Annotated in this window: 26 protein-coding genes; 14 read left to right on the top strand and 12 right to left on the bottom strand. The window is 63.1% G+C overall.

The genetic code is table 11. From position 1 onward, the window contains the following. The first annotated feature begins 45 nt into the window (after positions 1–45). The 3 genes from aroG to WCL58_RS06410 all read left to right on the top strand — a co-directional run bounded on the left by aroG (position 46) and on the right by WCL58_RS06410 (position 3,605). Positions 46–1,098 carry a 3-deoxy-7-phosphoheptulonate synthase AroG gene (gene aroG, locus WCL58_RS06420; RefSeq protein WP_047568857.1) on the top strand — a complete coding sequence of 351 codons (1,053 nt, stop codon included), beginning with the start codon at positions 46–48 and terminating at the stop codon, positions 1,096–1,098. 265 nt (positions 1,099–1,363) lie between these two features. Further along, positions 1,364–2,554, top strand: a complete 1,191-nt coding sequence (locus tag WCL58_RS06415; RefSeq protein ID WP_225529559.1) for a YjgN family protein — start codon at positions 1,364–1,366, stop codon at positions 2,552–2,554. Positions 2,555–2,561: 7 nt separating this feature from the next. Next, positions 2,562–3,605: a M48 family metallopeptidase gene (locus WCL58_RS06410; protein WP_060423656.1), complete on the top strand. Its 1,044-nt coding sequence runs from the start codon at positions 2,562–2,564 to the stop codon at positions 3,603–3,605. A gap of 56 nt (positions 3,606–3,661) precedes the next feature. Here WCL58_RS06410 and gpmA read toward each other — a convergent pair whose 3' ends face one another. The 9 genes from gpmA to modE form a co-directional block, all read right to left on the bottom strand. Continuing rightward, positions 3,662–4,414: a 2,3-diphosphoglycerate-dependent phosphoglycerate mutase gene (gpmA, locus tag WCL58_RS06405; protein ID WP_004939834.1), complete on the bottom strand. Its 753-nt coding sequence runs from the start codon at positions 4,412–4,414 to the stop codon at positions 3,662–3,664. A gap of 215 nt (positions 4,415–4,629) precedes the next feature. Beyond that, the gene (locus WCL58_RS06400) at positions 4,630–4,977 is read right to left on the bottom strand and encodes a PsiF family protein (protein ID WP_048232954.1); all 348 of its coding nucleotides are present in this window, start codon (positions 4,975–4,977) and stop codon (positions 4,630–4,632) included. Between the two features lie 196 nt (positions 4,978–5,173). After that, the gene (gene galM / locus WCL58_RS06395) at positions 5,174–6,217 is read right to left on the bottom strand and encodes a galactose-1-epimerase (RefSeq protein WP_336850755.1); all 1,044 of its coding nucleotides are present in this window, start codon (positions 6,215–6,217) and stop codon (positions 5,174–5,176) included. Next, positions 6,211–7,362, bottom strand: a complete 1,152-nt coding sequence (gene galK / locus WCL58_RS06390; RefSeq protein ID WP_159317754.1) for a galactokinase — start codon at positions 7,360–7,362, stop codon at positions 6,211–6,213. The genes galM and galK overlap by 7 nt, the downstream gene beginning before the upstream one ends. Next, positions 7,359–8,411, bottom strand: coding sequence for a galactose-1-phosphate uridylyltransferase (galT, locus tag WCL58_RS06385; RefSeq protein ID WP_060440499.1), 1,053 nt, complete (start codon positions 8,409–8,411; stop codon positions 7,359–7,361). The genes galK and galT overlap by 4 nt, the downstream gene beginning before the upstream one ends. 284 nt (positions 8,412–8,695) lie before the next feature. Further along, entirely contained in the window at positions 8,696–9,517 is an 822-nt protein-coding gene (locus WCL58_RS06380) for a CPBP family intramembrane glutamic endopeptidase (RefSeq protein WP_060440498.1), read from the bottom strand. A 167-nt stretch (positions 9,518–9,684) separates the two neighbouring features. After that, entirely contained in the window at positions 9,685–10,257 is a 573-nt protein-coding gene (locus WCL58_RS06375) for a cysteine hydrolase family protein (RefSeq protein WP_336850753.1), read from the bottom strand. Positions 10,258–10,352: 95 nt separating this feature from the next. Continuing rightward, positions 10,353–11,840: a molybdate ABC transporter ATP-binding protein ModF gene (modF, locus tag WCL58_RS06370; RefSeq protein WP_336850752.1), complete on the bottom strand. Its 1,488-nt coding sequence runs from the start codon at positions 11,838–11,840 to the stop codon at positions 10,353–10,355. Between the two features lie 90 nt (positions 11,841–11,930). After that, the gene (gene modE / locus WCL58_RS06365) at positions 11,931–12,722 is read right to left on the bottom strand and encodes a molybdenum-dependent transcriptional regulator (RefSeq protein ID WP_049201184.1); all 792 of its coding nucleotides are present in this window, start codon (positions 12,720–12,722) and stop codon (positions 11,931–11,933) included. Between the two features lie 189 nt (positions 12,723–12,911). Between modE and WCL58_RS06360 the strand changes: the two genes are divergently transcribed. The 9 genes from WCL58_RS06360 to modC all read left to right on the top strand — a co-directional run bounded on the left by WCL58_RS06360 (position 12,912) and on the right by modC (position 21,622). After that, positions 12,912–15,071, top strand: a complete 2,160-nt coding sequence (locus tag WCL58_RS06360; RefSeq protein ID WP_336850751.1) for a TonB-dependent siderophore receptor — start codon at positions 12,912–12,914, stop codon at positions 15,069–15,071. Positions 15,072–15,075: 4 nt separating this feature from the next. Beyond that, positions 15,076–16,071 (top strand): ABC transporter substrate-binding protein, encoded by a 996-nt coding sequence (locus WCL58_RS06355; protein WP_336850750.1) that lies wholly within the window; start codon positions 15,076–15,078, stop codon positions 16,069–16,071. Between the two features lies 1 nt (position 16,072). After that, a complete protein-coding gene (locus WCL58_RS06350; protein ID WP_336850749.1) occupies positions 16,073–16,828 on the top strand; it encodes a class I SAM-dependent methyltransferase in 756 nt (251 codons plus the stop codon). A 1-nt stretch (position 16,829) separates the two neighbouring features. Further along, positions 16,830–17,855, top strand: a complete 1,026-nt coding sequence (locus WCL58_RS06345; RefSeq protein WP_060451378.1) for a FecCD family ABC transporter permease — start codon at positions 16,830–16,832, stop codon at positions 17,853–17,855. Next, on the top strand, positions 17,852–18,640 hold the full coding sequence (locus WCL58_RS06340) for an ABC transporter ATP-binding protein (RefSeq protein WP_180548237.1): 789 nt from the start codon (positions 17,852–17,854) through the stop codon (positions 18,638–18,640). Before WCL58_RS06345 ends, WCL58_RS06340 begins: the two co-directional genes overlap by 4 nt. A gap of 146 nt (positions 18,641–18,786) precedes the next feature. Then, the gene (locus WCL58_RS06335; protein WP_004939813.1) at positions 18,787–18,936 is read left to right on the top strand and encodes an AcrZ family multidrug efflux pump-associated protein; all 150 of its coding nucleotides are present in this window, start codon (positions 18,787–18,789) and stop codon (positions 18,934–18,936) included. 158 nt (positions 18,937–19,094) lie between these two features. After that, entirely contained in the window at positions 19,095–19,868 is a 774-nt protein-coding gene (modA, locus tag WCL58_RS06330) for a molybdate ABC transporter substrate-binding protein (RefSeq protein ID WP_060440492.1), read from the top strand. Further along, complete coding sequence (gene modB / locus WCL58_RS06325; protein WP_019454005.1) at positions 19,865–20,554, top strand: molybdate ABC transporter permease subunit; 690 nt, start codon at positions 19,865–19,867, stop codon at positions 20,552–20,554. The genes modA and modB overlap by 4 nt, the downstream gene beginning before the upstream one ends. Then, positions 20,555–21,622, top strand: coding sequence for a molybdenum ABC transporter ATP-binding protein ModC (gene modC, locus WCL58_RS06320; protein ID WP_016928697.1), 1,068 nt, complete (start codon positions 20,555–20,557; stop codon positions 21,620–21,622). Positions 21,623–21,653: 31 nt separating this feature from the next. Here the strand turns inward: modC and WCL58_RS06315 are convergent, their stop codons facing one another. Then, positions 21,654–22,472: a pyridoxal phosphatase gene (locus tag WCL58_RS06315; RefSeq protein ID WP_047728435.1), complete on the bottom strand. Its 819-nt coding sequence runs from the start codon at positions 22,470–22,472 to the stop codon at positions 21,654–21,656. A 178-nt stretch (positions 22,473–22,650) separates the two neighbouring features. On the opposite strand from WCL58_RS06315, the gene pgl reads away from it, so the two are divergent. Beyond that, a complete protein-coding gene (gene pgl, locus WCL58_RS06310) occupies positions 22,651–23,646 on the top strand; it encodes a 6-phosphogluconolactonase (RefSeq protein ID WP_084826658.1) in 996 nt (331 codons plus the stop codon). Positions 23,647–23,713: 67 nt separating this feature from the next. On the opposite strand, the gene WCL58_RS06305 is transcribed toward pgl, so the two are convergent. Further along, positions 23,714–24,196, bottom strand: a complete 483-nt coding sequence (locus WCL58_RS06305) for a kinase inhibitor (protein ID WP_060420913.1) — start codon at positions 24,194–24,196, stop codon at positions 23,714–23,716. 156 nt (positions 24,197–24,352) lie between these two features. Here WCL58_RS06305 and WCL58_RS06300 point away from each other — a divergent pair, with 156 nt between their 5' ends. Beyond that, on the top strand, positions 24,353–24,754 hold the full coding sequence (locus WCL58_RS06300; protein ID WP_038870940.1) for a YkvA family protein: 402 nt from the start codon (positions 24,353–24,355) through the stop codon (positions 24,752–24,754). Between the two features lie 4 nt (positions 24,755–24,758). Here the strand turns inward: WCL58_RS06300 and bioA are convergent, their stop codons facing one another. Continuing rightward, complete coding sequence (gene bioA, locus WCL58_RS06295) at positions 24,759–26,033, bottom strand: adenosylmethionine--8-amino-7-oxononanoate transaminase (RefSeq protein WP_060440490.1); 1,275 nt, start codon at positions 26,031–26,033, stop codon at positions 24,759–24,761. Positions 26,034–26,043: the final 10 nt, after the last annotated feature.

The raw sequence follows: 26,043 nt of genomic DNA, 5'->3' as shown, positions 1-26,043 counted from the left end.
CCGTTACGCACTGCGAAATACCCCTCGATACCGAATGGAAAAGCTATGAATTACCAAAACGACGATTTACGCATTAATGATATTAAGGAACTCCTGCCGCCGGTGGCTTTGCTGGAGAAATTCCCGGCCACTGAACGCGCAGCAAAGACGGTGTCCCAGGCCCGCAGCGCAATTCACAATATCCTCCGCGGCAGCGACGATCGCCTGCTGGTGGTGATTGGCCCTTGCTCTATCCACGATACCCAAGCCGCCAAAGAGTACGCGGGGCGCCTGCTGGCGCTGCGTGAAGAACTGAAGGGCGAGCTGGAAGTGGTCATGCGCGTATACTTCGAAAAACCGCGCACCACCGTGGGCTGGAAAGGCCTGATCAACGATCCGCAGATGGACAACAGCTTCAACATCAACGACGGTCTGCGCCTGGCGCGCAAGCTGCTGGTGGAGATCAACGACAGCGGCCTACCGGCCGCGGGCGAATTCCTCGACATGATCACGCCGCAGTACCTGGCGGATCTGATGAGCTGGGGCGCCATCGGCGCGCGCACCACGGAATCGCAGGTGCACCGCGAGCTGGCCTCCGGCCTCTCATGCCCGGTCGGCTTCAAGAATGGCACCGACGGCACCATCAAGGTGGCGATCGACGCCATCAACGCCGCCGGCGCGCCGCACTGTTTCCTGTCGGTAACCAAGTGGGGCCACTCGGCTATCGTTAACACCAGCGGCAACGGCGACTGTCACATTATTCTGCGCGGCGGCAAAGAGCCGAACTACAGCGCGGCGCACGTGAAGGACGTCAAAGCCGGCCTGAGCAAAGCCGGGCTGCCGGCGCAGGTGATGATCGATTTCAGCCATGCCAACAGCAGCAAACAGTTCAAAAAGCAGATGGACGTGAGCGCTGACGTTTGCGGGCAGATTAGCGGCGGTGAAAAAGCGATCATCGGCGTGATGATCGAAAGCCACCTAGTGGAAGGCAACCAGAACCTTGAAAGCGGCGAACCGCTGGTTTACGGCAAGAGCGTGACCGACGGCTGCATCGGCTGGCAGGACACCGAAACCGTGCTGCGCGATCTGGCGGCGGCGGTGAAAGCGCGCCGCGGATAATCGCTAAAATGACAAGGGCCTGGCAGCCGGGCCCTTGTTTTATCCTTGTCATGGCACCTCTATATATCCCACTCATTTAAGGCTTACAATTAATAGGCCAATGAAATCATTAAGCGACCTCCTTCGCATTATTCCTATTTAATAAAAGAATAATTGTCACTGCTCATGGCATTGTGCTTATATAAGACGCTTTTTTATTCCACAAACCCCGCATGACAAATAAGCGGGGAGTGGTATGACCTATTCCTTTCAGGACGAAAGAATTATGACAAGCAATACCTCGCAGCCGCTGGGGCTGCACCGGATTAAATTCCATGGGAAAGGCGGCGAGTACTTCGCTATTTGGTTAGTCAATGCATTATTGACCATCGTGACCCTGGGCATCTATTCCGCCTGGGCGACGGTGCGTCGTCGCCGCTATTTTTACGGCAACACGGAATTGGACGGCGATCGTTTCGATTACCATGCGCAGCCGCTGCAAATTCTGAAAGGGCGGCTGTTGGTGATCGGCGGTATCATCGTGTTTTATATCCTGCTGGCGGTGGCGCCGCTGCTGGGGCTGCTGGCCTTATTGGCGTTGCTTGCCCTGCTGCCATGGGTGGTGATTCGCAGCTGGCGCTACAATGCGATTATGTCGAGCTATCGCGGCGTGCGTTTTAATTATGTTTGCCGCACCGGGCGCGCTTATTGGGCGCTACTGTTCTGCCCGCTATTACTGATTATCGGGCTTTATGTCGGCTTAATCATTTTGCTCAGTATTGGCAGCAGCTTTGACAGCATTAACGCCATCGGCCTGATGCTGGTGTTGACGCTGCTGTTGGCCGTGCCGGCATTCGCCGCCGTCAATGGTATTATTAGCGCGCTGCAGCACGATCTGTACGTTAATAATCTGTTCTTCGGCCGCACGCCGTTTATTGCCGAACTGAAAAAGTCGGCCTTTATCAAATTTGCCTTGATCGGCCTGCTCATTTTCCTGCCGTTTATGTTGGCGGCGCTGGTGTGTATGGGGTCGTTCATGCTGTCGCTGTACCAAATGGTATTGATGGGCATACTGACGGATGAAACCGCCGACTTGCTGGTGTTGGAGAATATTGGCAGCCTGCTGTTGATGATGGTGGTGTTGCTGGTTGGCGCCTTGATTGCCGGCAGTTACCAGATTGTCGCCCAACGCAACTATCTGTTTAACCAGGCGAGGCTGAACGGCAGCATCAAATTGCACTCTTCCATGCAGACCCTGCCGTATATGGGGCTGTTGATCACCAATACCCTGATCACGCTGTTCTCGCTCGGCTTTGCTGCGCCGGTGGCGGAAGTACGTCACGCCCGTTATCTGGCGGAGTGCACGGCGGTTGAAGGCGATCTGGCGTTGCTGGACATCGCGGCGCACCAGGAAACCGCCAACAGCGCGGTGGCCGAAGAAGCGGTGCAGGCGCTGGACCTGGGCGGCAGTTTCTGAGGCGCCAATGATCCTCGAGGGCGCCTACCAGTTGCCGGGGCGGGCCGCACGTGAGGCGGCCCGCCTGCTGGTGAACGAAAGCGGCGAGGGCGTGACGCTGCAGCGGCAGGATGAGCAACGTTACATCCCCTTGGCGGACATCACCGTCTCTGCGGCGCTGGGCAATATTCCGCTGACGCTGACCTTCAAGGACGGCGCGCGCTTTGTGCCGGACGACGACGCGGCGTTTCGCCGCTGGTTCTATCAGCGCCGTTCGCCGGGCTGGGTGCATCGCCTGGAACGCCACAAACGCGGCGTCGCTCTGGCGCTGCTGATGACGCTGCTGGCGGTCGTGGCCTACGTTTACGTCGTGCTGCCGTGGGCGAGCAGCGAGATCGCCATGCGCATCCCCACCTCGGTGGAACAGACGCTGGGCGAACACACGCAGACGTTTTTAAGCCAGAGCGGCTTCAAGCCTTCTGCACTCCCGGCCGAGCGGCAGCGGGCGTTGCAGCAGTTGTTCCGGCAGGTGATGCCGGCCGAAATGCGTGAGGAGCGTACGCCGCTGTCGTTGAAGCTGATGGCGGTGCCCGGTGCGCCGAACGCCTTTATGTTGCCGGACGGCACGCTGGTGCTCAGCGATAGTCTGGTCGCCCTGGCGAAAAACGACGATGGGCTGGCGGCAGTCATGTTGCATGAGATGGGGCACCACGCTCATCGCCACCCAATGCGTATGCTGGTGCGTTCGTCGCTGGTGGCGTTGACGCTGATGTGGATGACCGGTGACGTCAGCGGCATCGGCGATACGCTGCTGCAGTCTGCGTCCTTCGTGAATGAGATGCAGTTTTCCCGCGGGATGGAGCGCGAGGCGGATGCGTTCGCGATAGCGCAAATGCAGCGACAGGGGCGTTCGCTGGCGCAAATGGCAGCGATCTACCGCGCGTTGGCGCAGGCGCCTGAACGAGAACAGGCCGATGACTGGGCGCTGCCGGCCTGGCTCAGCACCCACCCGGCGATGCAGGAACGGCTGGACGCGGTGAACGAGGCGATGGCGCAGCAGCCGCCACAGTAATCAGTAATAAAAAAGCCCCCGGTTTTCACCGGGGGCTTTTTCGTTAACGGGCGAAATTACTTCGCTTTACCCTGGTTTGCCACGGCGGCCGCTTTTGCAGCGATCTCGTCGGCGTTACCCAGGTAGTAACGTTTGGTTGGCTTGAAGTTCTCGTCGAACTCATACACCAACGGCACGCCGGTTGGGATGTTCAGCTCGAGGATTTCGTCTTCGCTCAGGTTATCCAGGTATTTCACCAGCGCGCGCAGCGAGTTGCCGTGCGCCGCAACGATCACGCGCTCGCCGCTCTTGATGCGTGGCAGGATCTCTTCGTCCCAGTAAGGAATCACGCGATCGATGGTCAGCGCCAGGCTTTCGGTCAGCGGCAGCTCTTGCTCGGTCAGCGAGGCGTAGCGCGGATCGTGGCCAGGGTAGCGTTCGTCTTCTTTGGTCAGCTCAGGTGGGGTCACCGCGAAGCCGCGACGCCATTGTTTCACCTGCTCGTCGCCGTATTTTTCAGCGGTTTCCGCTTTGTTCAGACCCTGCAGCGCGCCGTAATGACGTTCGTTCAGCTTCCAGGATTTTTCGGTCGGCAACCAGGCCTGATCCAGCTCGTCGAGGATGTTCCACAGGGTGTGGATCGCGCGCTTCAGTACGGAGGTGTAAGCGAAGTCGAAAGTGAACCCTTCTTCTTTCAACAGCTTGCCTGCTGCTTTCGCTTCGGTACGGCCCTTGTCGGACAGATCGACATCATACCAACCGGTGAAGCGGTTTTCTTGGTTCCACTGGCTTTCGCCGTGACGCACCAGAACCAGCTTAGTTACAGCCATAGCTTAACTCCTTAATAATCTGACATTTCAATGATAACGAAAATCATTATATTGCCGCGGGCCGGGGCTCGGCAATCGATAGTGTCTAACCATAGCCAATTTCTTGCCGCAAAGTAAGGGCTGGCGAAAGGAAAAAGCTGAATCGTTCAGGCTGGCGCTGCGAGGGGGAAACGGCGCGCCGAAATCGCTTCGGACGCGCCGTGGCGTGGGGCAAATCAGGCCGATTTTTTCAGGCAGCTGCTCATGAAGGTTTTACGCGCGTCGCCCTTCAGGTTCTTGGTCTTGGCGTCGGCGTTGCAGGTTTTCATTTTCTGCTGCTGTGGCGTCAGGGTTTTGCCCGTCGCGGCGGCGCCTTCAGATTTCAGGCAGGTGCTCATAAAGGTGGAGCGATCCGCGCCTTTCAGCGATTTGGTGGATGCCTGTTGGTTGCAATCGGTCATGCGTTTCTGTTGGGCCGCCTGCGCCGGCGAAGGCGTTTTTGTCGCCGTCGTCGCGTCGGCCGCCATCAGATTGGTGCTCAGCATTAAGCCCGCCAGCAATGGAAGTGCAGTAATCAGACGCATAGGTGTTCCTTCAGCTATTGATTGGCCGCCATCGGCCGAAAATTGTGACGTTGCACAAGGCGTTGTGCTTATCACGGTAGCCTGAGTGTAGTGCGCGCTTTGGAATAAGGAAAGGTGGGCGCCGGCGGGGGAATAGCGATAAAAGGTAAGCATTTATAACAAATCGCCCCCGGCCGCGCGGCGAGGGGCGTGGCGGTCAGATAGGATAAAACTGATAATGCGTGGTGCTGCGGTAGCGGCTCCCCGGCTGCAGCCAACAGTCCGGCTGTGGCCATTCGGGATGGTGCGGGCTGTCCGGCAAAAACTCGCTCTCCAGCGCCACGCCGGCGTGGTTGGCATAGCTGCCGCCGTCGCGCGCCGGCGTGCCGGCCAGATAATTGCCGCTGTAGAGTTGCAGTGCGGGCGCGTCGGTGAACACGCTCATCTGCACTTGCCCGTCGGCGGACCACAAATGGGCCGCCGGGCACTCCAGCGCGCCGCAGGTGCGGTGCAGCAGAAAAGCATGATCGTAGCCTTTTACCCGCTGCTGGTCGCGGTCGCGCAGAAAATCCTGCAGCAGCGTTTTCGGCTGGCGAAAATCCATGCCGCTGCCGTCCACCGGCGTCAGCCCGGCACAGGGAATGCCCTCGGCGTCGACGGGCAGATAGCGATCGGCGAACAGCTGCAGCCGCTGGGCGCGGGCGTCGGTGCCGGCACCGTCCAGATTGAAATAGGCGTGGTTGGTCAGGTTGACCGGGCAGGGGCGATCGACCTGCGCCAGATAGCTGATTTCCACGCGATTGTCGGGGGTCAGGCGGTAGCAGACCTGCACGTCGAGATTGCCCGGAAAACCCTGATCGCCCTCCGCCGAGTGCAGCGTATAGCAGACCTGATGCGCATCGTGCTGTACCCGGCGCCAGCGGCGGGCATGGAAACCGTCGGGGCCGCCGTGCAGCTGGTGGGCGCCCTGATTGGCGGCCAGCGCATGGGGTTTCCCGTCGATGGGCAGACTGGCGTTGGCGATGCGGTTGGCGTAGCGGCCGACGGTGGCGCCCAGATAGGCGCCCTGACGTTGGTAGTCCGCCGGGCTGCGGCAGCCGAGCAGTAGCTCGCGCCTTTCATCGGATTTGAGCGGCAAGACGGCGGACAGCCAGGTGGCGCCCCAGTCCATCAGCGTCACCGTCATGCCGCCGGCGTTTTGCAACTGCGTCAGCTGATAAGGCTGACCATCGGGGGCGAGTGCCGCCGTTGCCGTCAGCATAGGCCGGCGCCTTGCGAAGCCTGGCAGACATAGAAGGTTTCCTGCAATCCGCCGGTTTGCCGCGGATACTCGTGCGCCACGGCGGCACGCACCGTCTCCACGAGATCTTGCGGCATCAGCGCGACGATGCAGCCGCCAAAGCCGCCGCCGGTCATGCGCACGCCGCCGCGTGGGCCGATCGTCGCTTTGACGATCTCGACCAGCTTATCGATCGGTGGCACGGTGATTTCAAAGTCGTCGCGCATCGAGGCGTGCGACTCCGCCATCAGCCGGCCCATGCGCTGCAGATCGCCGGCCGCCAGCGCCTCGGCCGCTGCCAGCGTGCGGGCGTTCTCGCTGATCACATGGCGCGCGCGTTTGGCTACTAACGGATCGAGCTGGTGTTGACGCGCCTCAAACTGTTCGGGGCTGACGTCGCGCAGCGCCTTGACGCCGAAGAACCGCGCCGCTTCCTCGCACTGTTTGCGGCGGGTGTTGTATTCGCTGTCCACCAGCCCGCGTTGCACATTGGAGTTGACGATCACCACCGCGACGTTGTCCGGCATCGGTACCGCACGGGTTTCCAGCGAGCGGCAGTCGATCAGCAGAGCGCTGTCGCGCCGGCCGAGCGCGGAGATCAGCTGGTCCATGATACCGCAGTTGCAGCCGACGAATTGGTTCTCCGCCTCCTGGCCGTTCAGCGCCAGCGCTACGCCGTCCAGCGGCAGCTGATAGAGCGCCTGCAGCGCCTGGCCCACCGCCACTTCCAGTGCGGCGGAGGAGCTGAGCCCCGCCCCTTGCGGCACATTCCCGGCGATCACCAGATCCGCGCCGCCGAAGTCGGCGCTGCGGCGCTGAAGGTGCTTCACCACGCCGCGCACATAGTCGGACCAGCGCTGATCGGGGTGGCTGACGATCGGATCGTCGAGCGAGAATTGATCCTGCTGATTCTGATAATCGGCGGCGAGGACGCGGATCTGGCGGTCGTCGCGCTTGGCGCAGGCGATGACGGTTTGATAATCGATGGCGCAGGGCAGTACGAAGCCGTCGTTGTAATCGGTATGCTCGCCGATCAGGTTCACCCGCCCCGGCGCCTGGATGGTCAACGCCGGCGCGTAGCCGAAGTGTTCGGTAAACAGGGAATGGGTAAGCGGTTTCAGGCTCATGCTTGGGCTCCGGCTTCACGGTAATGAATATCGCTGACGGCGCGCAGACGCGCTGCGGCCTGTTCGGCGGTCAGGTCGCGCTGGGTTTCCGCCAGCATCTCGTAACCGACCATAAATTTGCGCACGCTGGCTGAACGCAGCAGCGGCGGGTAGAAATGGGCGTGCAGCTGCCAGTGTCGGTTGTCGGCACCGTTGAACGGCGCACCGTGCCATCCCATCGAATAGGGGAAGGAGCACTGGAACAGGTTGTCGTAGCGGCTGGTCAGCTTCTTCAGCGCCAGCGCCAGATCTTGGCTTTGCGCCGCGCCGAGATCGGTAATGCGCTGCACCGCCGCTTTCGGCAGCAGCAGCGTTTCAAACGGCCAGGCGGCCCAGTAGGGCACCACCGCCAGCCAGTGTTCGGTGTTCACCACGATGCGTTCGCCGGTGGCCAGCTCGCGCTGCGCGTAGTCCAGCAGCAGCGGGGAGGCATGTTCCTGAAAATACTCGTGCTGCAGGCGATCTTCGCGCTCGGCCTCGTTCGGCAGAAAACTGTTGGCCCAGACCTGCCCGTGCGGGTGCGGGTTGGAGCAGCCCATCGCCGCGCCTTTGTTTTCGAACAGCTGTACCCAGGGGTACTGCCTGCCCAGCTCATCGGTTTGCGCCTGCCAGGCGGCGACCACCTGCTCCAGCGCCGGCAGCGTCAATTCGGGCAGGGTCTTGCTGTGATCGGGAGAGAAGCAGATCACCCGGCTGACGCCGCGCGCGCTCTGGCTGCGCATCAAAGGATCCTGGCTGTCGGGCGCCGGCGGCGTATCGCTCATCAGCGCGGCGAAATCGTTGGTGAAGACGTAGGTGCCGCGATAATCCGGATTGCGATCGCCGGTGACGCGCGCGTTGCCCGGGCACAGGAAACAGTCGGGATCGTGCGCCGGCAGCGTTTCCGTGGGGACGGCCTCTTGTTGGCCCTGCCAGGGGCGCTTGGCGCGGTGCGGTGAGACCAGCACCCACTGGCCGCTCAGCGGGTTGTAGCGGCGATGTGGGTGGTCGATAGGGTTAAATGCCGTCATACGGTTCCTTTCTTGGCGTCGACGAGGTGTAATCGCTTTCAGCCGCCGTCTTGATACGCCCGTTGCTGAAAAGGGAGAATACATTGTGCAAAAAGATAGCATGCCCGCGGCGATAAAAAGGTGATCTAACGCGAAAAATGGAATCGTTTACACTTCATTGAAAAGCGCCGGATGGGCGGAGGTGAGCCGCTGGCTACGTGATTGAGAGGATTGCGGTGAGCTGCCGGTGATAGCGTTTTCACCTGGTCAACCGGCAGAGAGAGGCTCTCTGCCGGCGTCAGCCGTCAGGGGTGCTGATACAGCGGGTAGGTGAAGAACAGCAGATGGGTCAGGTTAAGCCCGAAATGGAACAGAATCGGCACCCACAGGCGGCCGCTCCACATCCATGCCAGGCCGTAGATCACGCCGGCCAGCGTCGCGAAGATCACCATCAGCATGCCGCCGGCCAAATGCGCGGCGCCGAACACCAGGGCGGCAACGATCAGCGCCGGCCAGGCCCCCAGCCATTGGCTGAGGCGTTGTTGCAGGTAGCCGCGAAACAGCGCTTCTTCGGCCATGCAGACGAAGAACAGGTTCGCCATCACGAACGGCAGGATCCAGGCGGGCGCATGCAGTTCGATTTTTAAACCGCCCAGCGCCACGGCCAGCAGCAACAGCGCCGGTACGCTGATGATCAATGCAATCCAGGAACCCGAGGCGACGCTTTTTTCCGCTTTATCGGTTCTGAACAGCGTGGGCAAGCAGGCGAACAGCAGGAAGGGCACCATCGCCTTGTCGAAGTTGTAATACATGGTGAACGGCGCGCTGAGCGGGCCGGCTTTGTCGCCGTCGATCATCAGCTGGTTGTGGATGCCCGGCACCAGATGCAAGAACAGCGCGATGCAGCCGGCGACCACCAAGCCTTCGAACGCGATCGCCAGATTACGCTGCTCGCGAAAATGGTGACGTAGCCCCGCCAACGCGACGATCGCCAGCAGATAACTCAGGCTGAGTGGCGTCAGTACCCCATGATAAAGCCCCATGCCCGCCGAGGCGGCCAGGATCACCCAGGCTATCAGCCGGTTAAACGGCAAGAAAAATAACGAAGCAGCCAGTACGCCCCACATAATATGTCCCTTTAAAATATGTACACGGCGCTCAGCGCCTTTGCGGCGTGCGATGATGGCGAAATTGAGCGCTAAAGCGGATAGTAGCACACCCAAATGACGCTAAAGGTCGGGGCAGTGACGGATTTGTGCATGATGCCGGCCCATACGACCTGCGACAACGCGGGTCAGCCTTTCATCCAGGCCTGCGAGCGGGTGATTTCGGCCAGGTTTTGCAGGGTGTCCAGGCTCTGCTGGTGGATCTCCTGCGTGGGGGCCGCGCACAGGTCGTGCAGCACGGTCACCTGAAAGCCGGCGTCGTGCGCCTGACGCGCGGTACTCTCGATGGCGAGCGGCGTGCTGACGCCCGCCAGCAGCAGATGATGGCACCGATGCTGCCGTAGCCAGGCTAACAAATTGTTACCGGAGAAGGCGCTTATCGCCGTTTTTTCAAACAGCAGATCGGTTTCTTCCTGATGCAGTTCGGGCATCCAGCGGCAGCCCGGGCTGTTAAGCCGCAGCGCGCCTATCTGTTTCAAATGGTTGAACAGCGGCGAGTGGGGGGGAATATCATGATAATCGTCGGCGAATCCCACCCGCACCCAAATCACCGGGATTTTTCGCACCCGGGCGTAGGCCGCGGCGGCATTGACGTTGGCGAGCAGGTGGGTCGCCACCACCTGTTCGCGGCAGTGGTTGGCGCGCCCTTTGGGCCCGATCAGATCCTCGATCAGGTCGATAATAATCAACGCAGCGGACATGGCGTCTCCAGAAAATGGCCTTCTTTCTTTCTATGATAAAAGGCCAAATGTGATGTGCTGCGGTGAAGTGTTGCCGGATATGTTTACGCCGCGTTTCAGGCGGAGGCCGCCTCCAGCCGTTGCCGTTGGTAGTCGTAGCCGCCCTCGCCGTCGGGCACGAAGCTGAGGCGGTGAGTGATGCACTGCGGCGCGTCTTCGGCATGGTGCGAGACGAACAGCAGCTGGGTGGCACCCTGGCCGATCAGCACGTCGATGAAGCGACGCACCAGCTGGCGATTGAGCGGATCCAGCCCTTGCAGCGGCTCGTCGAGGATCAGCAGCGCCGGGTGTTTCACCAGCGCGCGGGCGATCAGCGCCAGCCGCTGTTGGCCCCAGGAAAGGCTGTGGAACGGGGCATCGCCGCGCGCGCCGTCGAGCCCGAGCAGCGCCAGCCATTGTTCGGTCAGCTGCCGCTGACGATCCGACACCGCCTGATAAATGCCGATCGAATCGAAGAACCCCGACAGCACCACGTTGCGCACGCTGGTGTTGACGCGATAGTCCAGATGCAGGCTGCTGCTGACGTAGCCGATATGGCGCTTGATCTCCCAGATGGTTTCCCCGCTGCCACGGCGGCGGCCGAACAGCGTCAGATCGTTGCTGTAGCCCTGCGGATGATCGCCGGTGATCAAACTGAGCAGCGTGGATTTGCCGGCGCCGTTCGGGCCGACGATCTGCCAATGTTCGCCGGGGTTAACCTGCCAGTCGAGATGATTGAGGATCGGCCGATCGTTATAGCTGACCACGCCGTCGCGCAGGACGATCAGCGGCCGATCCGCCGGCAGCGTCACCTTTTGCGTCGGATCCTCGGTCTCCGGCAGCGCCAGCCCGCTGAGGTTTTCGCTGTGCGCCAGCTGCGCCACCAGCGCGTCCGCCATCACCTGGCGGCGCGGCCCGCGGCTGGTCAGGGTGCAGTCCGCCAGCACGCCCACCTGCCGGACAAAATCCGGTATTTCGTCGAACCGGTTGAGCACCAGCACCACGGTTTGGCCCTGGGCGGAAAGCTCGCTCAGCAATGCGGCGAGCTGCGCGCGCGAGTGAACGTCCAGCCCGTCGAAGGGCTCGTCGAGGATCAGCAGGTCAGGCTCGGGCATCAGCGCCCGGCACAGCAGGGTTTTACGCGTTTCGCCGGTGGAGAGGTATTTGAAGCGGCGCGTCAGCAGGGCGGTGATGCCGAACTGCGCGGCCAGCCGCTCACAGCGCGCGGCGTCTTTCACCTCTTCCTGAATGATTTCCGCCGCGGTGCGGCCGGTGTCGTCCTCGTCCGCGCTGAGCAGATCGGTGTTGTTGCGTTGCCACTCGTCGCTGACCATTTTTTGCAGCTGTTCGAAGGAGATGCGCACCGCGTGCTGAAAATCGCTGCGGCGTTCACCGCTCAGCAGAACCAGTTCGTCCGCCAGCGCGCGCGCCAGGGCAGATTTGCCGCTGCCGTTGGCGCCGACGAAGGCCCAGCTGTCGCCGGCCTGGATTTCCAGCGCGTCCAGCGTCAGGGTGCGGGTATCGCTTAAGCGGAATGAACCTTGCGAAATGTGCAACGACGACATCACCTGTTCCTTTTTTTGCAATTATTTGCCTTAGAAATAGGCGCATTGCAGGGGGATGTCAATCAACAAAAACGCAACGTCACGTTGCGCTTAACACAACGTGGCGACAATCACGCGATCGGCGTTGAACAGGGCGTGTACGGCGGCACCGACGCTCAGCTGCAGACGCTGCAGCTCCGCCGTCGTCAGGGTGGCGCACAGGGTTTCGCCGCCCGCCAGCGTCACCAGCACCTCGCTGTGTTCAGCGCCTGGCTGAATGCCGGCCACCACGCCCGCCAGCGCGTTATCTGCGCCGGTATGCTCCGCCGTATCGACGCTTAACCGCACCCATGGCGCCTTGATCAGCGCCAGCACCTCTTTACCCGGCGTCAGCTGCAGCCGGTCGGCGCTTTGTTGGGTGACGGCCGCCATCAGGCGAGTGGTGCCGTCGTTCAACAAAATCGCCAGGTGCTGCTGCACCTGCTGATGATCGCGTTCGATGACGGTGCCGAAGAACTGATTGCGCGCGCTGGTTTGCAGCGAGAAGCGCGAGATGGCCGCCAGCAGGCTGTCGAGCGGCAGATCGTCCTGCTGCAACACGTCGAAAGCTTTTTGCTGCACCTGGCCCAGCAGGTCATACAGCTGGATCAACCGCTGGCCATAGTGCGTCAGCTGCGCGCCGCCGCCGCCTTTACCGCCGGTGGCGCGTTCCACCACCGTTTGTTCCGCCAGCTGGTTCATTTCATTGATGGCGTCCCAGGCGCTTTTATAGCTGATGCCCGCCAGTTTGGCGCCCTGGCTGATGGAGCCGGTGTGCTGCACCTGTTTCAGCAGCGCTATGCGGCGCGGATCGGCGAACAGCTTTTGCTGGAGTTTGAGAGTCAGAAGAATTTCGGCCTGCATAGCGCATCCTGTCGGCGGCAAAAATCTTATTGTCGCCGATTTGGCGGCAAAGCGCCAAACGCAGTGCGGTGGAGCGCGGGGCAATAAAGACTGGCATTGCTTTGTTGTTATATTATAACATAACAGAAAAACGATAAGGCTTTACGCCGGCTTACGGCCGGTTTTTATTTCACCACAGGGATGCTCCACATGAGTACGACACGCCGGCGTCTTGTCACGCCCAGAAAATCTTTATGCCTTGCCGCCTGGGTCGGCGGCGCACTGACGGCGCCGCTGGCTTTCGCTGCCGACTGCGATAAAGCCCGCAATGCCACGGGGTGCGAAGAACAGCTCACCGTGGAGGCGGCGGCCCCCGCCGGGCGCTACGATGCGTTGAGCGCCGTGAGCCGCAGCGCTTCGCAGCTCGGGCTGACCGCTCGGGAAACGCCGCGCAGCGTCGATATCATCAGCGCAAGAGCGATCCAACAGCGGGGCGACCGCTCGCTGGCCGCCGCCGTCGAGCATGCCACCGGTCTGTCCGGCGTCGCTTCGCCAACGTTGTCCAATAACTTTTCCGCGCGCGGTTTCCGGCCTATCGCCTGGTTGTATAACGGCGTGGAGATGCCCGGCAGCACGCTGCAGCTGAGCGATCCGGCGCATTACGACAGCATCGAGGTACTGCGCGGGCCGGGATCGGCCTTGAACGGCCTGAGCGCCGCGGGCGGCAGCGTCAACCTGATCTCGCGGCGGCCGCCCTTCAGCCGCCAGCCGCTCGAGCTCGATTATGGCTTCGGCAGCTACCGCAGCCAGCGTCTGCATCTGGGGGCCGGCGGCGCGCTGGTGGACGATGCGGTGGCGTACCGGTTGGACGTCAGCGGCAACGACAGCGGCAGCAACGTGCAGTATGAACGCGATCGGCAGAAGCGGGTTTCCGGCTCGCTGCTGTTTAAGCTGACGGACGATGCGCTGTTGACGCTTAGCCTGGACCGCATGCTCAACCGCACCAACAACCCTTACTACGGCACGCCGCTGCTGGACGGGCGCATTGCCGGCGAGCTGCGCGACATCAATTACAACAACCTGACCGACAGCCGCATCCAGAGCAACGCCACCGCATTTCAGGCCAGCCTGGACTGGTTTATGACGCCCGAAGTGGAATGGCATAACCAATTCTATTACTACAGCGGCTTTCGCGAATGGCGCAACGTCGAGCGCTTCCGCGTCGCGGCGGCGGCCCGGCCCGGCGACGTCAACCGCGACTCCTTCGGCGCCCTGGCGCACGACGACGATCTGATCGGCAACCGCAGTTCGCTGGTATTCGACCGCGCCATCGCCGGTTTTGATAACCGGTTGCTGGTCGGCCTCGATCTGAGCAAGCGGCATTTTCAGTATTATTCCAACGGTTTCCCCGGCTCGGAAGACGTACCGCTTGGCGCGCCGCCCAGAGAGCCGTTCGCCCAGGGTACCGACCGCCAACGCGCGCCGGTGCGCCACGTTACCCAGAACCAGTACGCCGCCTTTCTCGAGGATCGCTTCAGCCTGACCGAGCGTTTAGCGTTGCTGGGCCAGCTGCGCTACAACCATATGAACATGGACTGGCGCTTCCAGGGGCCGCAGGAAGAGAGCCGCGCGCACACCTACGTTTTCAGCACCTGGAGCCTGGGCCCCAGCTATGCATTGACCGACAACCTCACGCTCTACGCCAACTACACCACCGGCCAGGAGCCGGGCAACGATCTGTTCTTCCTCAGCCCAACGCAGACCGATCTGCCGCTGACGCGAGCGCGCCAGTGGGAGGCCGGCGCCAAAGGGCAGTTCTGGGGTAACAAGGGCGAGGCGACGCTGGCGCTGTACGAACTGCGCAAGGACAACCTGTTTGTGCCCGACGCGCAGCGGCCGGATGCGTTGAATGCGGTAGGCAGGCAGACGTCGCACGGCATTGAGCTTGGCGTGGTGCTGCGTCCCGACGAGCGCTGGGAGCTGGCCGGCAACGCCGCCTACACGCATGCCCGCTACGACGACTATCGCGGCGGTAGCCCGCTGCGCAGCTATAACGGCAATCGCCCGGCCTATATCCCGGACTGGACTGCCAACCTCAGCGTGCATTATCAGGCGACGGAGCGCCTGGGGCTGGCTTCTTCGCTGCGCTACGTCGGCAGCAGTTACAACGACGACGCCAACCGGCGCAAGATGCGCGCGTACACCACGCTCGATCTGGCGGCGGATTATCAACTGACGCCGATCGTCGATGTCGGTTTTCGCATTCGCAACGCCACCAACCAGCTGTACGCCTATCAGCGTACTTACCCGGACCAGGCGCTGATCGCGCCGCCGCGCAGCTATGAAACCTTCGTGTCGGTCAGGTTCTGACGGCGTGAAAGGCTGGCTTGCCCTGCTGTTGTGCGCCCTGGGATTGGGCGGCAGCGCGCCGCTGCGTGCCGATGCCGTCAGCCTGCAAAATTGCGGGGTAACGCGCGATTACCCGCAGCCGCCGCAGCGGGTGCTGGTTTACGCCAACCCGGCGCTGGAAAACCTGCTGGCGCTGGGGCTGGCTGGCCGCGCGATCGGCGTGGTCGGGTATGACCGCGCGCGCGATCCCGTGCCAACGGCGTCGGCCGAGACATTGCAGGCGCCCACCAGCCCGGCGCCGCCCACGGCGGAAGCGTTACTGCTGATGCGGCCGGATTTTGTCTATTCGGCTAGCTATTACTGGCTGCACAGCCCGGAAACGCCCGTTCGGGCGCGGCTGGCAGAATGGGGCATCGGCACTTATCTCTCTCCCGGCGCCTGCAGCGGCCAGCAAAGCGCGATCGCCGCCGCGCTGACGTTCGAAGACATTTTCACCGAGCTGCGGGAGCTGGCGCGCATTTTCAACGTCAGCAGCGCCGGTGAAGCGCTGGTCGCGCGGCTGCGCGGGCAGCTGAGGGCGTTTGAGGCGCAGCGCGCGCCGCTGCCGCATTTACGTCTGCTGTGGTGGTATGCCGGCGCGCAAACGCCCTACGTGGCGGGCTGCTGCGGCGCGCCAGGTTTGCTGAGCCGCAGCGTCGGTAGCGAGAACCTGTTCGGCGATCGGCCCGAGCTGTGGCCGACGGTGTCCTGGGAGGTTATCGCCGCCCGCGATCCGGATGCGATCGTGCTTGGCGATCTGCCGCGCGGCGGCCTCGGCGACAGCGCGGCCGACAAAATCGCCTTTCTGGAACATCACCCGCTGACCGCGACGCTGCGCGCCGTGCGTCAGCGGCGCTACGTGATCCTCCCCGGTTACGACATGGACCCTTCCGCCCGCACCGTGGCGGCGCTGGGCCGTTTGATTCGGGGCCTGGCGGCCTTGCCGCCGCAGGCGCCGACTTTTTCCAACAAGGAACCTTGATATGACTGCCGTTTCATTCTCTTCGCTGCTGGACTCCTGGGATCGCCAGCAGGCGGCCTACATCGCCGAACGGGAAGCGCGTTTTAACGCCCAGCTGGAGGTGCTGGCGCTGGTCGCCGGCCAGGATTTTCACGTGGTGGATCTGGCCTGCGGCCCGGGATCGCTGAGCCTGCGCATTTTGCAGCGCTTTCCGCAGGCCAGGGTGACCGCCATCGATCTCGATCCGCTGTTGCTGGCGGTGGCGCGCGGTGCGCTGGCGGAGTACGGCGATCGGATCCGCATTCTGCAGGCCGATCTGGCGGATCCGGCCTGTTTTGCCGCGCTGTCCGGCCCCGCGCCACAGGCGGCGGTATCCAGCACGGCGCTGCACTGGCTGATGCCCGAGCAGCAGCTGGCGCTGTACCGCAACGTTGCCGGGCTGCTGGCCGACGGCGGCGTGTTCCTGAACGCCGATCATCAGCGCTATGACCCGCGTCAGCCGCGGCTGAAAGCGTTGGCGGAGCGGCACGACGAGCAGACCCAACAGCGCGCCTGGGACAACGGCGTCGAGGATTGGGATCGCTGGTTTGCGGGCGCGCTGCAATCGCCGACGCTGGCCGCTTATCAGGCCGAGCGTGAAGCGCTGTTCGCCGGCCGCCCGGTGCCGCCGCCGACGCCGGTGGATTTCCAGCTCGCGGCGCTTAGACAAGCCGGTTTCAGCGAGGCGGGGACGGTGTGGCAGCTGTTGGACGACTATGTGATCGCAGGCTGGAAATAGCATGATCCGGCGGTTACTGCCCGGCCGTGAGGCCGGCTGGCTGCTGTTGCTGGCGGCGGCGTTGCCGCTGGTCCTGCTGGGCGCCACCTTGTCGGGGCCTGCGCCGATCGCGTGGCACGATGCCTGGCGCATCGTATTCGGCGTCAGCGGCAGCGCGGCGACCGACGCCGAGGTGTATCAGCGCATCATCTGGTCGCTGCGGATGCCGCGCGCGCTGTTGGCGGCGCTGGCCGGCGCCGGGCTGGCGTTGGCGGGCACCGTGCTGCAGTCGCTGACCCGCAACCCGCTGGCCGATCCCTGGGTGCTGGGCATCTCCTCCGGCGCCGGCGTGGGGGCGGTAACGGTATTGGTATTGGGGCTGGGGGGCGGCCTGCTGTCGGTGTCCGGAGGCGCGTTTATCGGCGCGCTGGGAGCATTTGCGTTGGTGATGCTGCTGGCCGGGCGTTCGCTGCAGGGGGAGTCCACGCTGTTTATTCTGGCCGGGGTGGCGGTGACGCAGCTGCTTTCTGCGTTGACTTCGCTGATCACCCTCTGGCAGGCGGACGCCAACGCCACGCGCGGCGTGATGTTCTGGCTGCTGGGATCGTTCAGCGACGCGCGCTGGCCGCAGGTCGGGCTGTGCGGGCTGGCGCTGGCGGCGGCGCTGCTGCTTTGTTGGCTGCGGGCGGGTGAGCTGGACGCGCTGGCGTTCGGCGGCGTGACCGCCGCTTCGTTGGGGGTGGCGGTGGCTCCGCTGAAGCTGCTGCTGTATGTGGTGACCACCGCGCTGACGGCGGCGATCGTCGCGTTCAGCGGCGCGGTGGGATTTATCGGGCTGACGGTGCCGCATGTCGCCCGGCGGCTGGTCGGCTCGCGGCATCGGCTGCTGTTGCCGGCCAGCGCGCTGTGCGGCGCGCTGTTCGCCGTGGCGGCGGACACGCTGGCCAGAACGCTGTTTGCCCCGCGCGAGCTGCCGGTCGGCGTGCTGACGGCGCTGTTGGGGGTGCCGGTATTCCTGCTGTTGCTGTATCGGAAGGTCAATGCATGACGATTGAAAAAGCGCGATCCGGCCTGCGCGCCGAAGCGGTGAGCTGGCGAGCGGGCGAACGCACGGTGCTGGAAAATCTGGATTTCTGCGCCTTGCCCGGTGAGGTCACCGGCGTGCTCGGCGTCAACGGCAGCGGTAAATCCACGTTGCTCAAGCTGCTGGCCGGGTTGCAGCCTGCCGCCGGGGGCCACGTTTGGCTGGAAGGGCGCGAAATTACTGCGTTTTCCGGGCGGGAGCGCGCCAGGCGCATCGCCTTTCTCGAGCAATCCGCCCCCGGTGCCTTCGCGCTGCCGGTGAAGGAGGCGGTGCTGCTGGGGCGCCTGGCCCATATTGGCCGCTGGCGCGGTTTCGGCCCCGAAGATCGCCGTCTCGCCGGGCAGGCGATGGAGCAAGTGGGCATCAGCCACCTGGCCGATCGCGATTGGCAGCGGCTGTCCGGCGGCGAACGGCAGCGGGTGCACCTGGCGCGCGCGTTGGCGCAGCAAACGCCGTGGCTGCTGCTGGATGAGCCCGCCAACCATCTGGATATCGCCCATCAGCAGCAGTTTATGGCCTTGCTGCGGCGGCTGAAGCTCAGCGTGGTGGTGACGCTGCACGATCTGAATCTGGCCGCCTGCTATTGCGATCGGGTGGCGCTGCTGCAGTGGGGCAGGGTCTGCGCGGCGGGTGCGCCGCGGCAGGCGCTGACGCCGGAGAACATTCGCGCGGTGTACGGGGTGGAGGCCCGGCTGGCGGCGCCCGCCGGCTATGCGCCGCCGCTGATCTATTACCCCGCACCGGCATGAGCCCGGTGGAAAGGGCACGTTTAGCCGATCACAATTTCGCCCCGCTGGCTAAAATAACTCCGGTTTTACCGATTTTTTTGGGTTAGAATAACCCGATATGCGGTGAAAGGCATTTGCCGCTCAATGGGCAGTTAAGCGAGGCTATCATGTTGGAATTATTGAAAAGTCTGTTGTTTGCCGTGGTCATGGTGCCGGTGGTCATGGCGCTGATCCTCGGCCTGATCTACGGTTTTGGCGAAGTATTCAACGTCTTCTCCAAAGTGGGCCGTTCGAAAGAAAATCGCACCCAGCACTGACCGTTCCCCATCCTGATACCCGCCGGCATCGCCCGGCGGGCATTCCTCAAGTTATCTCACGCTTTGCCGATAAACCGCATGACAAGCTTTCGCGCAACGTTATATTATTTTTTATATAACGAAGAGTGATAATGCACGTTAACTTGCGGAGAAAAACAATGAAACAGCAATGGACCAAATGGGTTGGCGGGATCGTGTTGGCATCGGGCCTGGTGGCACAGGCTTCGGCGGCGGAAAAGATCACCGTGTTCGCCGCCGCGTCGCTGACCAACGCGCTGCAGGACATCGCCACCCAGTATCAAAAAGGCAAGGATGTGCAGGTGGTTTCCTCCTTTGCGTCCTCTTCGACGCTGGCGCGCCAAATTGAGCAGGGCGCCCCGGCCGATCTGTTCATCTCCGCCGATCAACAGTGGATGGATTACGCCATCGACAAGCAGCAGATGGTGAAAGACACCCGCTATACGCTGCTGGGCAACGAACTGGTGCTGATCGCCGCCAAGAGCGATACGCAAGATAAGATCGCCATCGACAAGCAGACCGACTGGACCAAGCTGCTCAACGGCGGCCGTCTGGCGGTGGGCGATCCGGATCACGTGCCGGCCGGCATCTACGCCAAAGAGGCGCTGGAACACCTGGGCGCCTGGAGCGCGCTGGAGCCGAAACTGGCGCGCGCCAACAACGTGCGCAGCGCGATGGCGCTGGTGGAGCGCGGTGAAGCGCCGCTCGGCATCGTCTACGGCTCCGACGCGGTCGCCAGCGACAAGGTGAAAGTGGTGGGCGTATTCCCGGAAGACAGCCACAAACCGGTTGAATATCCGATGGCGATTGTGAAAGATCGTCAAAATCCGACGGTCAGCGCTTTCTATACCTATCTGAAGGGCCCGGAAGCGGCCGCTATTTTTGAACATTATGGATTCACCCCGCGTAAATGATTCTGAGTGAGTACGAGTGGCAGGCGGTTGAGCTGAGCCTGAAAGTCTCCGGTTTGGCGGTGGTCTGCAGCCTGCCGTTCGGCATTCTGATGGCCTGGGTGCTGGTGCGTTGCCGCTTTCCCGGCAAGGCGCTGCTGGACGGCGTCATTCACCTGCCCCTGGTGCTGCCGCCGGTGGTGGTCGGCTATTTGCTGCTGATCGCCATGGGGCGGCGCGGCGTCATCGGCGAGTGGCTGTACGACTGGTTCGGCTTCAGCTTCAGCTTTAGCTGGCGCGGCGCCGCGCTGGCATCGGCGGTGGTGGCGTTTCCGCTGATGGTGCGCGCCATCCGGCTGGCGCTGGAGGCGGTGGATACCCGGCTGGAGCAGGCGGCGCGCACGCTGGGCGCCAACCCGTGGCGGGTGTTTTTCACCATCACGCTGCCGCTGTCGCTGCCCGGCGTCATTGTCGGCGTGGTGCTGGCCTTCGCCCGCTCGCTGGGGGAGTTCGGCGCCACCATCACCTTCGTCTCCAACATTCCCGGTGAAACCCGCACCATTCCGCTGGCGATGTATACGCTGATCGAAACGCCGGGGGCGGAAGCCGCCGCCGCGCGGCTGTGCGCGATCGCCATCGTGCTGTCGCTGGCTTCCCTGATGGTGTCCGAATGGCTGGCCCGCTGGGGCCGCAAACGGATGGGGGTGTAAATGCTGGAGCTGGATTTCTCGCAGCAGCTGGGCGACCTTAATCTCAACGTCCGCGCCGATTTGCCGGCGCAGGGCATCACCGCGATTTTCGGCCTGTCCGGTGCGGGCAAAACTTCCCTGATCAACGCCATCGGTGGCCTGACCCGTTTGCAGCAGGGGCGCATCGCGCTCAATGGCCGCACGCTGGTGGATACCGCCGCTGGCCTTTGCCTGCCGCCGGAAAAGCGCCGTATCGGCTACGTGTTTCAGGATGCACGGCTGTTCCCGCACTATCGGGTGCGCGGCAACCTGCAGTACGGCATGGCGGCCGGCATGCGCGCACAGTTCAACACTATCGTCGAGCTGCTGGGCATCGGACCGTTGCTCAATCGGCTGCCGCTGACGCTCTCCGGCGGTGAAAAACAGCGGGTGGCGATCGGCCGCGCGCTGCTGACCGCGCCGGAACTGCTGCTGATGGACGAGCCGCTGGCCTCGCTCGATCTGCCGCGCAAACGCGAGCTGCTGCCGTATCTGGAGCGGTTGGCGCAGGACGTCAACATCCCCATCCTCTACGTCAGCCATAGCCTGGACGAGATCCTGCGCCTGGCCGAGCAGGTGATGGTGCTGGATCGCGGCGAGGTGCGTGCGTTCGGCGGGCTGGAAGCCGTCTGGGCCAGCAGCGCGCTGAGGCCGTGGCTGCAGCGTGAAGATCAGAGCAGCGTGCTGCGCGTCAGCGTGATTGAGCATCATCAGCGCTATGCCATGACCGCGCTGGCGCTCGGCGATCAAAGGCTGTGGGTCAGCGGTATCGACGCCGAACTGGGCACCCAGCTGCGCATTCGCATCAACGCCGCCGACGTCTCGCTGGTGTTGCAGCCGCCGGTCAACAGCAGCATTCGCAACGTGTTGCCGGCCAAGGTAAGCGAGTGTCTGGACGTGGACGGACAGGTGGAAGTGAAGCTGGCGGTCGGGGAACACGTGCTGTGGGCGCGGATCACGCCGTGGGCACGCGATGAACTGGCGATCCGCCCTGGGCAGTGGCTGTACGCGCAGGTGAAGAGCGTGTCGATCAGCCGCGAGAGCCGCTAAGACAGGCCCTCCCGGCGGGAGGGCGAAAAGATTACAGCACGCGGGTGCGGATCACCTCGGCGATGCCCGGCTGCAGGTTATCGGCGATCACCAGATCGGCGCGTTCCTTGATCGCGTCATCGGCGTTGCCCATCGCCACGCCCAACCCGACCGCTTCCAGCATGCTGATGTCGTTGTAGTTGTCGCCGAACGCCACCACCTGATCCATGCTCAGCCCCTGCGACTCCACCCATTGGCGCAGGCGCTTGCCTTTGCTGTTGCCGCCTTTGGCGATATCCACCTGATCGTGCCAGGACCATTCGCACGCCAGCCCCAGCTCTTTCTCCACCGTGTCGGCAAACTCGCGCAGCGCCAGGGTATCGGCGTGCGAGGTGGCGAATTTCCAGATCGCCTGCGCGTCGTCGGCCGCCTGGGCCAGGCTGCCGACCTGCAGCAGCGTTGGGCGCTGCGCTACCGGCAGGGTTTCGGCCCAGGCCAGCGAGCGGGTCACGTGGCCGCTCGGCTCCTGGTAGAGCATGGCGTCGTCAACATACATCAGCCCGTGAATGTCGGTCTGTTTGAGCATCTGCAGCACCTGCTTGGCCTGATCTTTCGCCAGAGGATCGGCCGCCAGCACCTTCTTCTGCTGAAAATCATACAGGTAGGTGCCGTTGCAGCAGATGGCCGGGGTGTCTATCTGCAGCGCCTGGTAGAACGGATGGATGGCGACGTGGTGGCGGCCGGTGACCACCACCACCTGGATGCCGGCGGCGCGCGCCTGCGCCAGCGCTTCCAGCGACTGCGGTAAGATGCGTTTTTGGTTGTCCAGCAGGGTGCCGTCAAGATCGAGGGCGATGACGCGGTAGCTCATAGGGTTCTCGTTATCGTTAGCCATAAAATTAATCCGATGGTACACCGGATAGCCAACGGAGAAAACCGCGTGAGCTTCCGGTGCTAAGCGGGGTTGCCATGCGACGGATGTGCGGTAAGCTAGGGGCAATCGAACGGCCTGAAACCGGTTCCTCTTTTACCCTTTGCAAGGAGAACACATGAAGCAAATCGTTTATGTCGCCAGCCCGGAGAGCCAGCAGATCCACGTTTGGCAGTTGGACGATGCCGGCGCGCTGGCGCTGCTGCAAACCGTTGATGTGCCGGGCCAGGTGCAGCCGATGACCCTTCATCCGGACAAGACCCACCTGTACGTCGGCGTACGTCCGGCGTTCGGCATCGTCAGCTACCGCATCGAGGCGGACGGCACGCTGCAGCAGGCCGGCATGGCGCCGCTGCCGGGCAGCCCGACCCATATCTCCACCGATTTGCAGGGGCGTTACCTGTTCTCCGCCTCCTACAGCGGCAACTGCGCCAGCATCAGCCCGATCGGCCACGACGGCGTGGTGACGGCGCCTATTCAGCAGATCGACGGCCTGACCGCGCCGCACTCGGCGAACATCGATCCGACCAACCAGCTGGTGCTGGTGCCTTGCCTGAAAGAAGACCGCATCCGCCTGTTCAACCTGAGCCTGGCGGGCCAGCTGACGCCACACGCGCAGGAAGCGGTGGCGACCGCCGCCGGCGCCGGGCCGCGTCATATGGCGTTCCACCACAACGACAAGTTCGCTTACTGCGTCAATGAGCTGGACGGTACGGTGGACGTGCTGGCCATCTCGGAAAACGGCGGTCACTACACCGTGACGCAGACGCTGGACATCATGCCGGCCGACTTCGACGGCATCCGCTGGGCGGCGGACATTCATATCACGCCGAACGGCCGCTTCCTGTACACCAGCGATCGCACCGCTAGCATTCTGACCATCTTCAGCGTTTCCGAAGACGGCGGCACGCTGAGCGTGGTCGGCTATCACCCGACCGAAGCGCAGCCGCGCGGTTTCAATATCGATCACAGCGGCCGCTTCGTGATTTCGTCCGGCCAGAAGTCCGATCACATCGCGGTGCATGAGATTGATCAGCGCAGCGGTGAGCTGACCACGCTGGCGCGTTATCCGGTGGGCAAAGGCCCGATGTGGGTGAGCGTGCTGGCGAAGTAATTCGGCGGTCAGATGAGTATGGAAAAAGCGCGGTTCGGTTGAATCGCGCTTTTTTATTGGCGGGGGATCAGTTGAACGTCACCGTCAGCGTGGCGCTGCCGAGGCTGTGGAAATGGACGTTAAAGCCCACCAGCGCGCCGCTGGATCCCTCATCCACTTCGATACGCTCCACGTCCAGCGCATGCACGGTGAACTGGTAGCGGTGGCTCTCGCCCTCTGGCGGCGCCGCGCCGCCGTAGCCAGCCGAGCCGAAGTCGGTGCGGGTCTGCAGTGCGCCGGCGGGCAGCGGCGCTTTGCCGGAGCCCGCGCCCTGGGGCAGCTCGCGCACGTCGGCGGGAATGTTGGCCACGATCCAGTGCCACCAGCCGGAGCCGGTCGGGGCATCGGGATCGTAAACGGCGATTACGAAGCTCTTGGTGCCGGCCGGCACGCCGTCCCAGGCCAGGTGGGGCGACAGGTTATCGCCGTGGTAGCCCATGCCGTTGAAGACCTGCGCCTGCGGCAGCTTGCCGCCGTCCTGCAGATCGTTGCTGTACAAACGAAAAGCCATAGTGACTCCCAGTTGTCGGTAAACGCGGACCCTTAAGCTAGATCGTTTCGCCGTGACAATACAAGCGGGATTGCCATTCGCCAACGGCGGCGCGGATCGGTTACCATGGCCGCATCTTCCTTCCTACAGACCGCCGGATAGCCAAATAACGCCACCATGATCTCACTGAAAAAACGCACGCCGTGGTTCGGCTGGCTGCGCCGTTGGGCCAAAAGCATCAAGCGCGATATTTACGCGCTGTGGCTGGCCGCCCGTGATAAGCGCACCCCGTGGTACGCCAAACTGATCGCGCTGCTGGTGGCCGGCTATGCGATCTCGCCGATCGATCTGATCCCGGACTTCATTCCGGTGCTGGGCTATCTGGATGACGTCATCATCGTGCCGTTGGGCATCATGCTGGCGGTGCGCCTGATCCCCAAGCCGCTGATGGCCGAGCTGCGCGAGAAGGCGCAAAAGCGCGTCGATAACCCCACCGGCCGCATGGCGGCAGCGATGATCATTTTACTTTGGCTGCTGTGTCTGGGATTGCTGGCCCGCTATCTGGACCAGCATTGGTAAGGCATTAACGCGCGGCGGCGGCGACGGCGGCGGTCAGGCGGCTGAGCTGTTCCGCTTCGATGATGTAAGGCGGCATCAGGTAAATCAGCTTGCCGAACGGCCGGATCCACACCCCGCGTTCGACGAATCCGCGCTGCAGCTCGGCGACGTCCACCGGTTCACGCATCTCCACCACCCCAATCGCGCCCAGCACCCGCACGTCCGCCACCTTCGGCAGCGCCGCGAGCGGCAGCAGTTCCTGTTTCAGCTGGGCTTCGATGGCGCTCACCTGCGCCTGCCAGCGATTTTCCGCCAGCAGCGCCAGGCTGGCGTCCGCCACCGCGCAGGCCAGCGGGTTGCCCATAAAGGTTGGGCCGTGCATAAAGCAGCCGGCCGCGCCGTTGCTGATGGTCTCCGCCACGTGGCGGGTGGTCAGGGTGGCGGACAGCGTCATGTAGCCGCCGGTCAGCGCCTTGCCCAGGCAGAGAATGTCCGGCACCACCTGTGCGTGCTCGCAGGCGAACAGCTTGCCGGTGCGGCCGAAGCCGGTGGCGATTTCGTCGGCGATCAGCAGCACCTGATGGCGATCGCACAGCTCGCGCACCCGCTTGAGGTAGGTCGGGTGGTAGATACGCATGCCGCCGGCGCCTTGCACCACCGGTTCCAGGATCACCGCCGCCACTTCACCGGCGTGCTGCTCCAGCAACGCGGCGAACGGCGCGATGTCCTCTTCGCGCCATTCCTCGTCGAAGCGGCACTGCGGCGCGGTGGCGAACAGGTGCGGCGCCAGGTAGCCCTGATAGAGGCTGTGCATCGAGTTGTCCGGATCGCAGACCGACATCGCGCCGAAGGTATCGCCGTGATAGCCGTGGCGCAGCGTCAGGATGCGCTGCCGCCGCTCACCGCGCGCCTGCCAGTACTGCAGCGCCATCTTCAGCGACACTTCTACCGCCACCGAACCGGAATCCGCCAGGAACACGCACTGCAGCGCTTCCGGCGTCATCGCCACTAACCGGCGGCACAGCGAGATGGCGGCCGGATGGGTAATACCGCCGAACATCACGTGCGACATCTTCTCCAGCTGCCGGCTGGCGGCCTGATTCAGGTGCGGATGGTTGTAACCGTGGATCGCCGCCCACCAGGAGGACATACCGTCCACCAGACGCCGGCCGTCCGCCAGCTGCAGCTCGACGCCGCTGGCCGACTCGATCGGGTAACAGGGTAACGGGCGGCTCATGGAGGTGTAGGGGTGCCAGATATGACGTTGGTCAAACGCCAGGTCGGAAGCGGTCACAGACATACTTGTAAAC

This window comes from Serratia sp. TMDUHS_CL, from assembly GCF_037137105.1.
GTDB classification, from domain to species: domain Bacteria; phylum Pseudomonadota; class Gammaproteobacteria; order Enterobacterales; family Enterobacteriaceae; genus Serratia; species Serratia nevei.
This window is presented reverse-complemented; position numbering and strand designations above follow the sequence as displayed.

Coding starts and splice junctions, on each gene's coding strand:
- aroG (WP_047568857.1), top strand. CDS start 46: ATGAATTACCAAAACGACGATTTACGCATTAATGATATTAAGGAACTC.
- WCL58_RS06415 (WP_225529559.1), top strand. CDS start 1,364: ATGACAAGCAATACCTCGCAGCCGCTGGGGCTGCACCGGATTAAATTC.
- WCL58_RS06410 (WP_060423656.1), top strand. CDS start 2,562: ATGATCCTCGAGGGCGCCTACCAGTTGCCGGGGCGGGCCGCACGTGAG.
- gpmA (WP_004939834.1), bottom strand. CDS start 4,414: ATGGCTGTAACTAAGCTGGTTCTGGTGCGTCACGGCGAAAGCCAGTGG.
- WCL58_RS06400 (WP_048232954.1), bottom strand. CDS start 4,977: ATGCGTCTGATTACTGCACTTCCATTGCTGGCGGGCTTAATGCTGAGC.
- galM (WP_336850755.1), bottom strand. CDS start 6,217: ATGCTGACGGCAACGGCGGCACTCGCCCCCGATGGTCAGCCTTATCAG.
- galK (WP_159317754.1), bottom strand. CDS start 7,362: ATGAGCCTGAAACCGCTTACCCATTCCCTGTTTACCGAACACTTCGGC.
- galT (WP_060440499.1), bottom strand. CDS start 8,411: ATGACGGCATTTAACCCTATCGACCACCCACATCGCCGCTACAACCCG.
- WCL58_RS06380 (WP_060440498.1), bottom strand. CDS start 9,517: ATGTGGGGCGTACTGGCTGCTTCGTTATTTTTCTTGCCGTTTAACCGG.
- WCL58_RS06375 (WP_336850753.1), bottom strand. CDS start 10,257: ATGTCCGCTGCGTTGATTATTATCGACCTGATCGAGGATCTGATCGGG.
- modF (WP_336850752.1), bottom strand. CDS start 11,840: ATGTCGTCGTTGCACATTTCGCAAGGTTCATTCCGCTTAAGCGATACC.
- modE (WP_049201184.1), bottom strand. CDS start 12,722: ATGCAGGCCGAAATTCTTCTGACTCTCAAACTCCAGCAAAAGCTGTTC.
- WCL58_RS06360 (WP_336850751.1), top strand. CDS start 12,912: ATGAGTACGACACGCCGGCGTCTTGTCACGCCCAGAAAATCTTTATGC.
- WCL58_RS06350 (WP_336850749.1), top strand. CDS start 16,073: ATGACTGCCGTTTCATTCTCTTCGCTGCTGGACTCCTGGGATCGCCAG.
- WCL58_RS06345 (WP_060451378.1), top strand. CDS start 16,830: ATGATCCGGCGGTTACTGCCCGGCCGTGAGGCCGGCTGGCTGCTGTTG.
- WCL58_RS06340 (WP_180548237.1), top strand. CDS start 17,852: ATGACGATTGAAAAAGCGCGATCCGGCCTGCGCGCCGAAGCGGTGAGC.
- WCL58_RS06335 (WP_004939813.1), top strand. CDS start 18,787: ATGTTGGAATTATTGAAAAGTCTGTTGTTTGCCGTGGTCATGGTGCCG.
- modA (WP_060440492.1), top strand. CDS start 19,095: ATGAAACAGCAATGGACCAAATGGGTTGGCGGGATCGTGTTGGCATCG.
- modB (WP_019454005.1), top strand. CDS start 19,865: ATGATTCTGAGTGAGTACGAGTGGCAGGCGGTTGAGCTGAGCCTGAAA.
- modC (WP_016928697.1), top strand. CDS start 20,555: ATGCTGGAGCTGGATTTCTCGCAGCAGCTGGGCGACCTTAATCTCAAC.
- WCL58_RS06315 (WP_047728435.1), bottom strand. CDS start 22,472: ATGAGCTACCGCGTCATCGCCCTCGATCTTGACGGCACCCTGCTGGAC.
- pgl (WP_084826658.1), top strand. CDS start 22,651: ATGAAGCAAATCGTTTATGTCGCCAGCCCGGAGAGCCAGCAGATCCAC.
- WCL58_RS06305 (WP_060420913.1), bottom strand. CDS start 24,196: ATGGCTTTTCGTTTGTACAGCAACGATCTGCAGGACGGCGGCAAGCTG.
- WCL58_RS06300 (WP_038870940.1), top strand. CDS start 24,353: ATGATCTCACTGAAAAAACGCACGCCGTGGTTCGGCTGGCTGCGCCGT.
- bioA (WP_060440490.1), bottom strand. CDS start 26,033: ATGTCTGTGACCGCTTCCGACCTGGCGTTTGACCAACGTCATATCTGG.